This is a genomic window from Citrobacter sp. TBCS-14 (assembly GCF_005280805.1).
GTDB classification, from domain to species: Bacteria; Pseudomonadota; Gammaproteobacteria; order Enterobacterales; family Enterobacteriaceae; genus Citrobacter; species Citrobacter gillenii.
Genome location: NZ_SZWM01000476.1, coordinates 400,200 through 414,326 on the forward strand (window position 1 = coordinate 400,200; position 14,127 = coordinate 414,326).

Annotated in this window: 13 protein-coding genes; 9 read left to right on the plus strand and 4 right to left on the minus strand. The window is 53.7% G+C overall.

Features of this window, described 5'->3' with window-relative positions; translation table 11 throughout:
- Nucleotides 1-34 precede the first annotated feature (34 nt).
- The 3 genes from FDX22_RS18865 to FDX22_RS18875 all read left to right on the plus strand — a co-directional run bounded on the left by FDX22_RS18865 (nucleotide 35) and on the right by FDX22_RS18875 (nucleotide 4,164).
- A complete protein-coding gene (locus FDX22_RS18865; RefSeq protein WP_146717617.1) occupies nucleotides 35-1,567 on the plus strand; it encodes an MFS transporter in 1,533 nt (510 codons plus the stop codon).
- Between the two features lie 22 nt (nucleotides 1,568-1,589).
- Entirely contained in the window at nucleotides 1,590-2,660 is a 1,071-nt protein-coding gene (locus FDX22_RS18870; RefSeq protein WP_146717618.1) for a 1,4-beta-xylanase, read from the plus strand.
- A 166-nt stretch (nucleotides 2,661-2,826) separates the two neighbouring features.
- Nucleotides 2,827-4,164: a hemolysin family protein gene (locus FDX22_RS18875; protein WP_096758548.1), complete on the plus strand. Its 1,338-nt coding sequence runs from the start codon at nucleotides 2,827-2,829 to the stop codon at nucleotides 4,162-4,164.
- Nucleotides 4,165-4,248: 84 nt separating this feature from the next.
- Here FDX22_RS18875 and FDX22_RS18880 read toward each other — a convergent pair whose 3' ends face one another.
- Nucleotides 4,249-4,455: a DUF1107 domain-containing protein gene (locus FDX22_RS18880; protein ID WP_003025710.1), complete on the minus strand. Its 207-nt coding sequence runs from the start codon at nucleotides 4,453-4,455 to the stop codon at nucleotides 4,249-4,251.
- Between the two features lie 326 nt (nucleotides 4,456-4,781).
- Here FDX22_RS18880 and FDX22_RS18885 point away from each other — a divergent pair, with 326 nt between their 5' ends.
- Nucleotides 4,782-5,339 (plus strand): YtfJ family protein, encoded by a 558-nt coding sequence (locus FDX22_RS18885; RefSeq protein WP_135912677.1) that lies wholly within the window; start codon nucleotides 4,782-4,784, stop codon nucleotides 5,337-5,339.
- Here the strand turns inward: FDX22_RS18885 and cysQ are convergent.
- Nucleotides 5,329-6,069 (minus strand): 3'(2'),5'-bisphosphate nucleotidase CysQ, encoded by a 741-nt coding sequence (gene cysQ, locus FDX22_RS18890; RefSeq protein WP_115259599.1) that lies wholly within the window; start codon nucleotides 6,067-6,069, stop codon nucleotides 5,329-5,331. The two genes, FDX22_RS18885 and cysQ, sit on opposite strands and share 11 nt — an antisense overlap.
- A 189-nt stretch (nucleotides 6,070-6,258) precedes the next feature.
- Here cysQ and cpdB point away from each other — a divergent pair, with 189 nt between their 5' ends.
- The gene (gene cpdB / locus FDX22_RS18895) at nucleotides 6,259-8,202 is read left to right on the plus strand and encodes a 2',3'-cyclic-nucleotide 2'-phosphodiesterase (RefSeq protein WP_146717619.1); all 1,944 of its coding nucleotides are present in this window, start codon (nucleotides 6,259-6,261) and stop codon (nucleotides 8,200-8,202) included.
- Nucleotides 8,203-8,297: 95 nt separating this feature from the next.
- Here the strand turns inward: cpdB and FDX22_RS18900 are convergent, their stop codons facing one another.
- Nucleotides 8,298-8,672 (minus strand): helix-turn-helix domain-containing protein, encoded by a 375-nt coding sequence (locus FDX22_RS18900; protein WP_115260000.1) that lies wholly within the window; start codon nucleotides 8,670-8,672, stop codon nucleotides 8,298-8,300.
- A gap of 88 nt (nucleotides 8,673-8,760) precedes the next feature.
- Here FDX22_RS18900 and FDX22_RS18905 point away from each other — a divergent pair, with 88 nt between their 5' ends.
- The 3 genes from FDX22_RS18905 (at nucleotide 8,761) to FDX22_RS18915 (ending at nucleotide 11,556) form a co-directional block, all read left to right on the plus strand.
- Nucleotides 8,761-9,609 (plus strand): SDR family oxidoreductase, encoded by an 849-nt coding sequence (locus FDX22_RS18905; RefSeq protein WP_146717620.1) that lies wholly within the window; start codon nucleotides 8,761-8,763, stop codon nucleotides 9,607-9,609.
- Between the two features lie 81 nt (nucleotides 9,610-9,690).
- On the plus strand, nucleotides 9,691-10,515 hold the full coding sequence (locus FDX22_RS18910) for an AraC family transcriptional regulator (protein WP_096758553.1): 825 nt from the start codon (nucleotides 9,691-9,693) through the stop codon (nucleotides 10,513-10,515).
- 75 nt (nucleotides 10,516-10,590) lie between these two features.
- A complete protein-coding gene (locus tag FDX22_RS18915) occupies nucleotides 10,591-11,556 on the plus strand; it encodes a DMT family transporter (protein WP_146717621.1) in 966 nt (321 codons plus the stop codon).
- A 57-nt stretch (nucleotides 11,557-11,613) separates the two neighbouring features.
- Here the strand turns inward: FDX22_RS18915 and FDX22_RS18920 are convergent, their stop codons facing one another.
- The gene (locus tag FDX22_RS18920) at nucleotides 11,614-13,185 is read right to left on the minus strand and encodes a methyl-accepting chemotaxis protein (protein ID WP_135912682.1); all 1,572 of its coding nucleotides are present in this window, start codon (nucleotides 13,183-13,185) and stop codon (nucleotides 11,614-11,616) included.
- A gap of 245 nt (nucleotides 13,186-13,430) precedes the next feature.
- Between FDX22_RS18920 and ytfE the strand changes: the two genes are divergently transcribed.
- Entirely contained in the window at nucleotides 13,431-14,093 is a 663-nt protein-coding gene (ytfE, locus tag FDX22_RS18925) for an iron-sulfur cluster repair protein YtfE (RefSeq protein ID WP_115259604.1), read from the plus strand.
- The last annotated feature ends 34 nt before the right edge of the window (nucleotides 14,094-14,127 follow it).

A 14,127-nucleotide genomic window follows, 5' to 3' on the forward strand; every position in this document is an offset into this window, starting at 1 on the left:
AAGGATGACGTATATATACACTGGAAAAATAATTATGGTTAAACCAACTGAACGCAGAGTCGGTTATGGCGTGGCAATTGGCTACGGCATCACTGATTTATTTGGCGGCGGGGCTTTCGCTATTATCGGCACCTGGCTGTTATTTTTTTACACTACCTATTGCGGTTTAAGCGTCCTGGAGGCAGGTTCCATATTTGCTATTGCCCGCGTGATTGATGCTTTACTCAGCCCGATTATGGGCTACGTCACCGATAATTTTGGCAATACCTGGCTTGGGCGGAAATTTGGCCGTCGCCGCTTCTTTTTATTACTCAGTTCGCCGCTCATGTTTCTCTATGCCCTGCTGTGGCTGACCGATATGGGTTACTGGTATTACCTGGGAACCTATTTGTCGATTGAATTGCTGTCGGCCATGGTACTGGTACCGTGGGAAACCCTGGCAGCAGAGATGACTAACCGTTACGAAGAGCGTAGCCGCCTTTCCGGCGTACGCATGATCTGCTCGCAGCTCGGCGGCTTTCTGGCCGTCTCGGTTCCCGGCATTCTGATGCAGTTTACGGGCAAAGATAATCCGTTTACCTACACCCTGACCGGGATTATCTTTTCCGTCGTTTTCTGTATCGCCGTGTTTATTACCTGGCGCTGCACATGGGAGGCCAAAGATGTGCAAGAGGAGACATTTAAAACGGACCTTCAGCGCAGTAGCGGATTGTTCAATCATCTGAAGTACCTGGTACTCGATCTCTTCTCCTCGTTCAAAATTCGCGCCTTTCGTTTGCATATTATTATTTATATTTTCTCTTTCACCGCGATGGATGTATTCGGTTCAGTATTTACCTTTTACGTTATCTATTGTTTGAATCAGGATGCCGCATCGGTTTCCGGCTGGTTAAGCATTGCCGCGTTTGCGTCGGTGTTTGGCACCTATGGTTTTATGCTATTACTGAATAAACTCAATATTACGCCGTCCGCGGCGCTGCGACTCTCTTATAGCTGTATATTTGCGGTGCTGGCATTTTTATTTATTATCTATTACACCCAAACTCAGGTCTCCAACGTGTTGTTCTCCGCCGTCTTTATTCTGCTCGGCATAGCGCGCTCGGGTCTCTATTATATTCCGTGGAATATTTACAGTTTTATCCCCGATATCGACGAGATGGTGACCCAACAGCGGCGCGAAGGCATTTTTGCGGGCGTAATGGTACTCACCCGCAAAAGTACCGTGGCTATCGCTATCCTGCTGATCGGCATGGTGCTGGAGGAGTCGGGTTTTGTGAAAGGCAGCGGCGCCCAGCCTGCAATGGCGCTGCACGCCATTATCGGCTTGATGATCTTTGCTACCACCGCGCTGCTGGCCGTCAGTTTCTACACCACCTACAAATTCAAGCTCACGCGTGAGACGCATAAATTGCTGCTCAAAGAGATAGCCCGCCGCAAGCTGGGAGGCAACTATCGCGACTGCGATGAGGAAACTCGGGTGGTGATAAAGCAGCTCACCGGCTACGAGTACGATGAAGTCTGGGGTGGCAGTGCAACGCAGCGGGCCACGGGACGCGTCAGTCTTTGAGAAGCAGAATAAGGAGCGCATCATGTATAAACCCTGGAGCAAAACGCAGGCACAGCGCTGGCATCAGCAGCAACCCTGGGGCTGTGGTTTTAACTATTTACCACGTACAGCGGTCAACTGGCTCGACATGTGGCAAGCCGAGAGTTTCGATATCCACACCATCGAACAGGAACTTCGCTGGGCCAGCCAGTACGGCTATAACCAGCTGCGAACGAACTTACCGTTTACCGTCTGGCAGCATGACCGCGATGGCCTGATTGGCCGTATCGACACCTTTCTAAGCATTGCACACGCCCACGGTATCAAGGTGATGTTGACGCTGCTCGACGACTGCGCCTTTTCCGGCGATGAACCGTTTATCGGCCTGCAAAAAGCCCCGGTTCCCGGCGTGCATAATAGCCAGGCGGCGGGCAGTCCGGGACGGGCCTGCGTAATGGACAGAACCTGCTGGCCGCACATTGAAGCCTACGTTCGCGATATCATTCGATACTATCGTCATGACTCGCGCATCTGCGTCTGGGATCTCTACAATGAGCCCGGCAATGGCGGGATTTTCTGTAGCACAGGTGAATTTGCCCGTTACGACGACCGGCTGGAAATTTACGCCTTGACCCTGCTAACCCACCTGTTTAGCTGGGCGCGACAGGAGTCGCCGTCTCAGCCCCTAACCGTCGCCGCCTGGCATATTGACGATCGCGCAGCATGCGGGAGCGCCTTTACCCATCCGATAGATGTTGCCGCACTGCGACTTTCAGATGTCATTAGCTACCATGCGTATGTTGATCCCCCAGGCCAACTGTCTCTTTTGTCACAGCTCGCTGAGTTTGGCAGACCGGTTTTCTGTACCGAATGGCTGGCCCGCCACGTTGGTAGCCGAATAGAAGAACAGCTGCCGCTGTTTAACGCGCAGCGCGTTTCCAGCTATCACTGGGGGCTGGTGCAGGGCAAAACGCAAACCTGGCTACCGTGGCCGGATATCGAGCTCAACGACAAGACCGCACAGCTATGGTTTCATGATGTCCTGAAGCCAGACGGTTCACCCTATTGCGAACAAGAGATGCAGACCGTACGCCGGATTAACGCCGTTGGATAAGCCGTAATAATCCCCCTCTGGCGACTTTACAGTACCTTACGCTATACTAGCTTCTGAATTTACCGGCTCACTTCCACGAGCCGGTCTTTAGTTTGAATTCAATATAGATTCATACGGATTTATCCATTTCCCTTCCGAGGATCTGGCCTTAACGGCTGGATAAGATATGTTAAACAGTATTTTAGTCATTCTCTGCCTGATCGCCGTGAGTGCGTTTTTCTCGATATCCGAGATCTCGCTTGCCGCATCACGCAAAATTAAACTTAAGCTGCTTGCCGATGAAGGCAACATTAATGCGCAACGCGTAATGAAGATGCAGGAAAACCCCGGCATGTTCTTCACGGTGGTGCAAATTGGCCTTAACGCCGTCGCCATTCTTGGCGGTATCGTGGGTGATGCGGCATTTTCCCCGGTCTTTTACGGCCTTTTCTCAAAGTACTTTGCTCCAGAACTGTCCGAACAACTGAGCTTTATTTTGTCGTTCTCGCTAGTAACGGGTCTGTTCATCCTGTTCGCGGATTTAACCCCGAAACGCATCGGTATGATTGCGCCAGAAACTGTGGCTTTGCGCATCATCAACCCGATGCGCTTCTGTTTAATGGTGTTCCGTCCGCTGGTGTGGTTCTTCAATGGGCTGGCAAACAGTATTTTCCGGCTGTTCAAGATCCCAATGGTGCGTAAAGATGACATCACCTCCGATGATATCTATGCCGTATTTGAAGCCGGTGCGCTGGCGGGTGTCTTGCGTAAGCAGGAGCATGAGCTGATCGAAAACGTGTTCGAACTGGAATCCCGTACCGTACCGTCATCTATGACCTCACGTGAGAACGTCATCTGGTTCGATCTGCACGAAGATGAGCAGAGCCTGAAGAATAAAGTGGCGGAACATCCACATTCCAAGTTTCTGGTGTGTAACGAAGATATCGATCACATCATCGGCTACGTGGACTCCAAAGATCTGCTGAACCGTGTGCTGGCCAACCAAAGCATGGCGCTGAACAGCGGCGTGCAGATCCGCAATACGCTGATCGTCCCGGATACCCTGACGCTGTCTGAGGCGCTGGAAAGCTTTAAAGCCGCAGGCGAAGACTTTGCCGTTATCATGAACGAGTACGCGCTGGTAGTGGGCATTATCACACTGAACGACGTGATGACCACGTTGATGGGTGACTTAGTCGGTCAGGGTCTGGAAGAACAGATTGTGGCGCGTGACGAGAACTCCTGGCTTATCGACGGCGGTACGCCCATTGATGACGTGATGCGCGTACTGGATATCGACGAGTTTCCGCAGTCCGGCAACTATGAAACCATCGGTGGTTTTATGATGTTTATGCTGCGTAAAATCCCGAAACGTACCGACTCAGTGAAGTACTCAGGCTATAAATTCGAAGTGGTGGACATCGATAACTACAAGATCGATCAGCTGCTGGTGACGCGTCTGGACAGCAAACCCACCGTTCTGGTGCCAAAGCTGCCGGATGCGAAAGAAGACGGCGCGGCATAAGTTTGCCGACCTGAAAACATCAACGGCTCCTGTTACAGGAGCCGTTTTTTTATAGACTACTTAAACTACCGCATAGCACTTTGATCAAGCCATCTCAGTTTGCAGACGCAAGACCTGACGGTTAACTTCGGACATAACAGAAAAATGCAGTTTGTCCTTCACTTTTGGGATAAGAATCTTACCCTTATCAAATTCAAAAGCGCCTACGTCCTTGATATATAACCGTCCACGAAACAGGATCTTCACGTACTTCGCCACCTGCAGCGGGTTGTACCGTTGGAAAATTTTCATTGTTGTCTCCTGCTGAGCATTACGCCTTTGCGGTACCACAATCGGTCCGACAATCCTCAGGCGCAAATTTTAATGCCATATGACTATAGACTATCTCTACGTTGTTTCCAGCGTGTATAAGTTTATTTACCTTCAGGTTACAATTATTCAGAATTATCTTTTCAACGTTTCGCTGTCCTCAGTATAAGCCTTCATTTTTCACAGGATTTGTGCGCTCGTCCGCAAACTGGTATTGCGCTTGCGGGAAAAAGCATCAATCGCACATATGCTTAAACTCCACACCCAAGTGGTCGGATCACCTGCAAAATAAGAAAGAAGGAAACACCATGACCTTACAAAAACTGCTGGCACTGTCGTGCCTGTTGCTGCCGATGATGGCCTCTGCCCATAAATTTGAAACCAACCAGCGCGTGCCGCCGGTCGGGATCGCCGATCGCGGCGAACTGATTCTTGATAACGATAAGTTTAGCTACAAAAGCTGGAATAGCGCGCAGTTGCCGGGGAAAGTTCGCATTGTGCAACACATCGCCGGACGCACCTCGGCAAAAGAGAAAAACGCCACATTGATTGAGGCCATCAAAGCGGCGAACTTGCCGCACGACCGCTATCAGACCACCACCATCGTTAACACGGATGATGCCATTCCCGGCTCCGGCATGTTTGTACGCAGCAGCCTTGAGAGCAACAAGAAGCTTTACCCGTGGTCACAGTTTATTGTCGACAGCAATGGCATCGCGCGTAAAACCTGGCAACTGGACGAAGAGAGCTCAGCCATCGCGGTCCTCGACAAAGACGGTCGCGTTCAGTGGGCGAAAGACGGGGCGTTAACGCAGGAAGAGGTGCAGCAGGTTATCGCCCTGCTGCACAAATTGCTCAGTAAATAGAGACCCGGAAGCCGGGGTTAAGGAACGATTCACGCGGGGTGTAATCCAACGGTTTACCCTGCCAGTCGTGAACGTGCGCTCCGGCTGCCGCGGCAACGGCGTGGCCTGCTGCGGTGTCCCAGACGTTGGTCGGCCCAAAACGCGGGTACAGCTGTGCCTGCCCTTCAGCCACCAGGCAGAACTTCAGCGATGAGCCAATCGACGTGGTCTGGTGCTCACCGAGCTGTTGCAGATACTCTTTTAGCTCGTTGTCGGCATGCGAACGGCTTATCACCACCAGCGGTGGACGCGCGTCGCGCACCTGGATTTGTTTGTGCACGCCGCACTCTTCTTTCCAGGCTTTACCTTCGGCCGCGCTGTACATCACCTTCATTACCGGGGCATATACCACGCCCAGTACCGGTTTTCCTTTCTCGATCAGCGCGATATTAACGGTAAATTCACCGTTACGTTTGATGAACTCCTTGGTACCATCCAACGGATCAACCAGCCAGTAACGCTGCCAGTGCTGGCGGATATCCCAGCCCGGCGGGTCCTCTTCTGACAACACCGGTATATCCGGCGTCAGCGCCTGTAATCCTGCAAGGATCACCGTGTGCGCGGCAATATCCGCCGCCGTGACCGGAGAATCATCCTGCTTGCTGGTGATTTCTATCGGTTTGATTCCATCGTAGACCTGCATAATGGCATCGCCCGCGTTCCGTGCAAGCTGGCATACATGTTCTAGCATTCTCCACCTCATTTATAGCAGCGGTGTTAACTCGTTGTTTTACTTATACCCGATCGTCAGAGGATCCGCCAACTGTGATAGCGCCTGCGGTTTTAAACGCTCTATTCATGGCATGATTCACACTTCTGTAAGCAATAAGCTGTATATACATTTTCTTTTGTGGCCTGGTTCAAAAAAGGATGCCCTCTGATGATTAAGTTTAGTGCAACGCTTCTGGCCACGCTGATAGCGGCCAGCGTGAATGCCTCAACCGTCGATCTGCGCATAATGGAAACCACTGATTTGCATAGCAATATGATGGATTTCGATTATTACAAAGATACGCCAACGGAAAAATTCGGTCTGGTGCGTACGGCAAGTCTGATCAATGCCGCCAGAAATGAAGTCAAAAACAGCGTACTGGTCGATAACGGCGATCTGATTCAGGGCAGCCCGCTCGGGGATTACATGGCGGCGAAAGGGCTGAAAGCCGGCGAAACGCACCCGGTTTATAAGGCGCTGAATACGCTGGATTACGCGGTCGGCAACCTCGGCAACCATGAATTTAACTACGGTCTGGACTATCTGCATAAGGCGCTCGCAGGCGCGAAGTTCCCTTACGTTAACGCCAATATCATCGACGTTAAAACCAAAAAACCGCTTTTTACCCCCTATTTGATTAAAGACACCGAGGTGGTCGACAAAGAGGGTCACAAGCAGACGCTGAAAATTGGCTACATCGGTTTTGTGCCACCGCAAATCATGACCTGGGATAAAGCCAATCTCAGCGGCAAAGTGACAGTGAATGACATCACCGAAACCGCACGTCAATACGTACCGGAAATGCGGGCCAAGGGCGCGGATGTGGTCGTCGTGGTGGCTCACTCGGGCCTTTCTGCCGACCCGTATCAGGCTATGGCGGAGAACTCGGTTTATTACCTCAGCGAAGTACCGGGTGTTGATGCCATCATGTTTGGTCATGCTCACGCCGTGTTCCCGGGGAAAGACTTTGCCAACATCAAAGGCGCAGATATCGCTAAAGGTACCCTGAACGGCGTTCCGGCAGTAATGCCAGGCATGTGGGGCGATCATCTGGGCGTGGTGGATTTGGTGCTGAATAACGACAGCGGGAAATGGCAGGTCACCCAGGCGAAAGCTGAAGCCCGCCCGATTTATGATGCGGCGGCAAAAAAATCCCTGGCCGCTGAAGACACGAAAATCGTTGAGATCCTGAAAGCCGACCATGACGCCACGCGCGAATTCGTCAGCAAACCAATCGGTAAATCGGCCGATAACATGTACAGCTATCTGGCACTGGTGCAGGACGATCCAACCGTGCAGGTGGTGAACAACGCGCAAAAAGCTTACGTTGAACGCTTTATTCAGGGCGATCCGGATCTGGCGAAACTGCCGGTACTTTCCGCCGCCGCACCGTTTAAAGTGGGCGGCCGTAAGAACGATCCGGCCAGCTTTGTTGAAGTGGAAAAAGGCCAGCTCACCTTCCGCAACGCCGCCGATCTGTACCTCTATCCCAACACGCTGGTAGTGGTAAAAGCCAGCGGTAAAGAGGTGAAAGAGTGGCTGGAATGTTCCGCAGGACAGTTTAATCAGATTGATATTCACAGCAGCAAACCGCAGTCGCTGATCAACTGGGATGGCTTTCGTACCTATAACTTCGACGTGATCGACGGCGTAGACTATCAGATTGATGTGTCACAACCCGCCCGCTACGACGGCGAATGCCAGACGGTCAACCCGCAGGCAGAGCGTATTAAGCATCTGACCTTTAACGGTAAACCTATCGACCCGGACGCTACCTTCCTGGTAGCAACCAATAACTATCGCGCCTACGGCGGTAAGTTTGCCGGTACCGGCGACAGCCATATCGCCTTTGCCTCACCGGATGAAAACCGCTCGGTGCTGGCCGCATGGATAGGGGCCGAGACGAAGCGTGCCGGTGAAATTCACCCGGCGGCGGATAATAACTGGCGTCTGGCGCCGATCCACAGCGAGACGAAGCTGGATATTCGTTTTGAAACCTCGCCGTCCGATAAAGCCGCCGCGTTTATCAAAGAAAAAGGACAGTATCCACTGCAAAAAGTCGCCACCGACGATATCGGTTTTGCGATTTATCAGCTGGATTTGAGTAAGTAATTTTAGTGCCGGATGCGACACAATAGCGTCTTATCCGGCCTACGCATGAAGCCGACTTGTAGGCCGAATAAGCGCAGCGCCATCCGGCACATCGTTCACCCCGGGATCCGCTGCGCCAAAACCTGCGGTAAATTCATTTCGATCCAGTCCGCCAGTGCGGCGACTTTATCACTCACCTGCTCACCCAACGGCGTCAGACTGTATTCCACATGCGGCGGTACCACCGGATACGATACCCGGTTGATAAACCCGTCTTGCTCCAGCGCCTGTAAGGATTGCGCCAGCATCTTTTCACTGACACCGCCCATCTTACGGCGCAGATCGCTAAAACGGTGCGTGCCGTCGCGCAGCGCCACCAGAATCAATACTCCCCAACGGCTGGTAACGTGTTTTAACACCTCGCGGGAAGGACACTGTTCAGCAAATAAGTTGCCGTCGCGCAGTTGCTGAGAAAGCGTCGAATCTGTCATTTTCATACTTACCTTTTTGTGCGTACTTACTAAAAGTAAGTTTAGGTGTTAGCGTGAGTCAACACAAGACAAAAACCTGGAGTTCCTCATGATTGCGATTACCGGCGCCACTGGCCAACTGGGCCAACACGTTATTGAAAACCTGCTGAAAACCGTTCCCGCCAGCCAGATTGTGGCGATTGTGCGTAACCCAGCGAAAGCCGCTACCCTCAGCCTGCAGGGTATTACCGTCCGCCAGGCGGATTACACCGACGAAGCCGCCTTTACCACCGCGTTGCAAGGCATCGACAAACTGCTGCTGATCTCCTCAAGCGAAGTCGGACAGCGTACCCCACAGCACCGCAACGTGATCAATGCGGCGAAATCTGCACGTGTGAAATTCATCGCCTACACCAGCCTGCTGCATGCCGATACCTCCCCGCTGGGGCTGGCAGATGAACACGTGGCAACCGAGAAGATGCTGGCAGAATCCGGCCTCGATTACGCGCTGCTGCGTAACGGCTGGTACAGCGAAAACTATCTCGCCAGCGCCCCCGCAGCCCTCGAGCACGGCGTGTTTATTGGTGCCGCCGGAGACGGCAAAATCGCCGCCGCCACCCGCGCGGACTACGCTGCTGCCGCCGCGCGCGTCATCAGTGAAGAAGGCCATGCCGGGAAAATCTACGAGCTGGCGGGAGATGAAGGCTGGACGCTGAGCCAGTTGGCCGCCGAACTGGCTCAACAGAGCGGCAAAAAAGTGGTGTATCAGAACCTTAGCGAGGCCGATTTTTCCGCCGCGCTGAAAGGGTTTGGCCTGCCTGCCGGACTGGCAGAAATGTTGGCCGACTCTGATATCGGTGCCTCAAAAGGTGGACTGTTTGACGACAGCCATACGCTGAGCACACTGATTAAACGCCCGACCACATCGCTGGCGGAGAGCGTCAGCGGCATCGTATAACTGTTAAAATTTGGTTAATTACGGTGGCATCCCCGCGCATCCTCTCTGATAATGATAAGACGATGTGTGGGGAGAGATAACGTGCAGGGTGTACCTGAGCAGTTTATTGATGAGAAAGACAGCGCCCGTTTTCGCCATCTGGCGCAGATACCGGGCGTTGAGCTGTATCATGCGCATATCTCGCGTTACGCGTTTGAGCCTCATACCCACGAAGCGTTTGGCATTGGCGCGATCGAAGCCGGCGCCGAGCGTTTTCGCTATCGTGGCACCCAGTACGTGGCACCGGCCCATTCCGTCGTGACCATGAATCCCGATGAGCTGCACACCGGCGAGGCTGAAACCGCCGACGGCTGGCGCTACCGGATGATTTATCTCGACCCCTCTCTTCTGCAAGAGGTCACCGGGATCCGCCACTGGTGGTTCCATGATGTGACGCGCCACGATCCCCACCGTTCACGCCAGATCTGTTCGCTGATCCACGGGATGTGGAACACCGAGGATCCGCTGGCACAAAAAGGATTGCTGCTCGATCTGATCGACACCTTCCAGCCACTGGCTCGTCATGCACCGGTGTCGCGGGAAGGCGCGCATCGCTTTGATCGCGTGCGCGAATATCTGCATGATAACTACATGCACCCGGTTACGCTCGACGAACTGGCTCGCGTGGCTGCGCTCAGCCCCTGGCATTTTCAGCGCCAGTTCAAACTGCACTTTCACGTCACCCCGCATCAGATGCTCATGGCTGTTCGCCTGTGGCGCGCCAAAGATTTTCTCACGCGCGGTATGCCCGCCGCCGACGTTGCTGCGGCAACCGGCCTGACCGACCAGTCGCACCTCACCCGCGCGTTTACCCATCGCTACGGTATTACGCCTGTGCGTTATCAGAAGCAGGTTTATTCGCGCTAATGCGCAATCTCATACAATACAGCGGCATTTTCCCTGCCTACACTCGGCGCAATGTTCAATGATGTGGATGTCAAAATGATTAGCGGTGTGTTGTACGCCCTGCTGGCGGGGTTGATGTGGGGGCTGATTTTTGTCGGGCCGTTGATCGTGCCGGAATACCCGGCGGTATTACAGTCGATGGGACGCTACCTGGCGCTGGGGCTGATTGCCCTGCCGCTGGCCTGGCTGGGTCGCGGACGTCTGCGTCAGCTGTCGCGCAAGGACTGGAGAACCGCGCTGGCTCTGACGATGATGGGCAACCTGATTTATTATGTTTGTCTGGCCAGCGCCATTCAGCGCACCGGTGCGCCGGTCTCGACGATGATCATTGGCACATTACCGGTAGTGATCCCGGTCTTCGCCAATCTGCTCTATAGCCAGCGTGACGGTAAATTATCCTGGTGGCGCTTGGCCCCGGCGCTGGTGCTGATCGGCATTGGCCTGCTGTGCGTGAATATTTCTGAGTTGAATCAGGGGTTACCTGATTTTAGCGGCTGGCGCTACGGGTCGGGTATCGCCCTGGCACTGGTTTCCGTGGTGTGCTGGGCATGGTATGCGCTGCGTAATGCCCGCTGGCTGCGTGAAAACCCTGATAAGCATCCGATGATGTGGGCCACCGCCCAGGCACTGGTGACGCTGCCCGTTTCTCTGCTCGGTTACATTGCGGCCTGCCTGTGGCTGAACGGGCAAACGCCGGACTTCTCCCTGCCCTTCGGCCCGCGTCCAGGCGTATTTATCGGCCTGATGGTCGCCATTGCGGTGCTGTGTTCGTGGGTGGGGGCATTGTGCTGGAACATCGCCAGCCAAAAGCTGCCAACGGTGATCCTCGGGCCGTTGATTGTATTCGAGACGCTGGCGGGACTGCTGTATACCTTTATCTTGCGCCATGAAATGCCGTCGGCGCTGACGATTAGCGGTATCGCGTTATTGGTTATCGGTGTGGTTGTGGCCGTCAAAGCCAAGCCGGAGAAACCGAGCGTCGTCGTGGTTCCACAATCATAATGTGCCGAATGGCGCTGCGCTTATCCGGCCTACGCGATAATAGGCCGGATAAGGCGTTTACGCCGCCATTCGGCGCGACACTTTAAATACCGCAACGGTCTGATTCAGGCGTGCCGCCTGTTCTTCGAGCGCCGCCGCCGCTGACGCGGATTCTTCCACCAGCGAGGCGTTTTGCTGCGTCACGCGATCCATCTCGGCAACGGCCTGACCAACCTGATCGATTCCCCGACTCTGCTCATCAGAGGCCGAAGCAATCTCACCCATGATATCGGTCACGCGGGTGACGGCGCTGACGATCTCCGCCATTGTTTCACCCGCCTCATGCACCAGTGCGGTACCGGCGTTGACCCGATGACCAGAATCATCAATCAGGGCCTTAATCTCTTTAGCCGCCTGCGCGCTGCGCTGCGCCAGAGTGCGCACTTCTCCTGCTACTACCGCAAAACCACGCCCCTGTTCACCGGCGCGTGCGGCTTCTACCGCCGCGTTCAGCGCCAGAATATTGGTCTGGAAGGCAATACCGTCAATAACAGTGGTAATTTGCGCGATTTTGCTGGAACTGGTGGCAATTTCATCCATGGTACGCACCACGCCATCAACCACCGTGCCGCCTTTTTGCGCCGTCTGCGAGGCATTTTTTGCAAGGCTAGTCGCCTGTCGTGCATTATCCGCATTCTGTCTCACGGTAGCGGTGAGCTGTTCCATGCTGGCTGCCGTTTCCTCCAGCGATGCGGCCTGCTGTTCGGTACGCGAGGAGAGATCGTTACTGCCCGCGGCGATTTCACCCGCCCCGGTGTAAATCGTATCGGCCCCGTCACGCACCACGCTAACCGTGTTCGCCAGCGACTGCTGCATATCGCGGACGTTACGTGCCAGCAGCGCCATTTCATTGCTGCCGTCAGCACTGATGCTGTGGGTCAGGTCACCTGCGGCAATATGGCGAATATGTTCCATCACCTCGCGCAGTGGCTTCAACAGTACGCGCTGCATGGCTATCCAGCTAACGACAATCACCGTGATCACAATCAGCATGACGGCAGACAGCAACCAGATAATTTTCTGGTAGTCATTCTCGTTATCCTGCACGCCCGCATTGGCCAGCGCGGATTGTGCCGCACGCCATTCCTGATACACACCCTGCATTGCCGTCTGCTTTTGTTCAGCATTCTGTTTGAACATCTCTTCCAGTTTGCCTTCCGCCAGCAGCGCGTTCATTTTGGCAAGCGTGGTCGAATAAATGCCGTACTGCTCTTCCAGTCGATCAGCCAGATGTTCATCCAGACCCGGCGTTTCCGGCAACGCATAGTATTTATCGTAATGCTCTTTCGCTTCTGCCAGCAGTCGATTTGCCGTGCTTACCAGCTCTGTGAGCTGCCCGCCGTTCACCTCGCTGGCCATCGTGCCCTGCAGACGCAGCATGCCCCGGTTGAGCGTGACGCGCGCCTGGTTCAGGCTAATCCACGCATCGGTAAACTCGGCCACGTTCTGGCTGGAAAGCTGAGACACGTTAAAATTTTGCTTATCGTTGTTGAGTGCGCCAATAAAAACGCCTGCGGAGATGAGCTGCATCGCGCCCAGGGAAAGTAACACGGTGATAAGTAAGGTTATCACTTTGATTCGTTTGAACATCTGTTGCCTTTTTATTATGCAGGTATTGTCTGAGGTCTAACTATCGGCAGCCGCGCCCGCTTATTTAATCTTCTGACGCGGCTTTTTTCGCCGTTTTACGCCTTTTCAATAAGATTCAGCAGGTTAACGGTATAAGAAATTTTCGTGACAGCCATCACAAATCCCACCACCCCGAAAGGGGTATATCCTTCGCTATAAGTTGCATTTAAAATACATCTTATATTATTGAGAATGAGGTAACGGCTATGTCTTATCGCGATCAACCTTTAGGTGAACTGGCGCTCTCTATTCCTCGCGCTTCGGCACTGTTTCGTAAGTACGATATGGATTACTGCTGCGGCGGTAAGCAAACGCTGGCACGCGCTGCCGCACGTAAAGAGCTGGATGTCGAGGCTATCGAAGCCGAACTGGCGAAACTGGCTGAGCAACCGTTGGAAAAAGACTGGCGCAGCGTGGCACTGGCAGAAATTATCGACCATATCGTCGTTCGTTATCATGACCGCCACCGCGAACAGCTGCCGGAACTGATCCTGCAGGCCACCAAAGTTGAACGCGTGCACGCAGACAAGCCAAACGTACCACGCGGTCTGGCGAAAAACCTGACCATGCTGCATGACGAGCTGTCCAGCCACATGATGAAAGAAGAGCAGATCCTGTTCCCGATGATCAAACAGGGAATGGGTAGCCAGGCGATGGGGCCAATCAGCGTGATGGAAAGCGAGCATGACGACGCCGGTGAGCTGGTCGAAGTGATCAAGCACATCACCCAAAACGTGACGCCGCCGCCGGAAGCCTGCACCACCTGGAAAGCCATGTATAACGGCATTAACGAACTGATCGACGACCTGATGGAACACATCAGTCTGGAAAACAATGTGTTGTTCCCGCGTGCCCTCGCTGGTGAATAAAAAGGGCGCCTGAGAGCGCCCTGATTGATGAAGC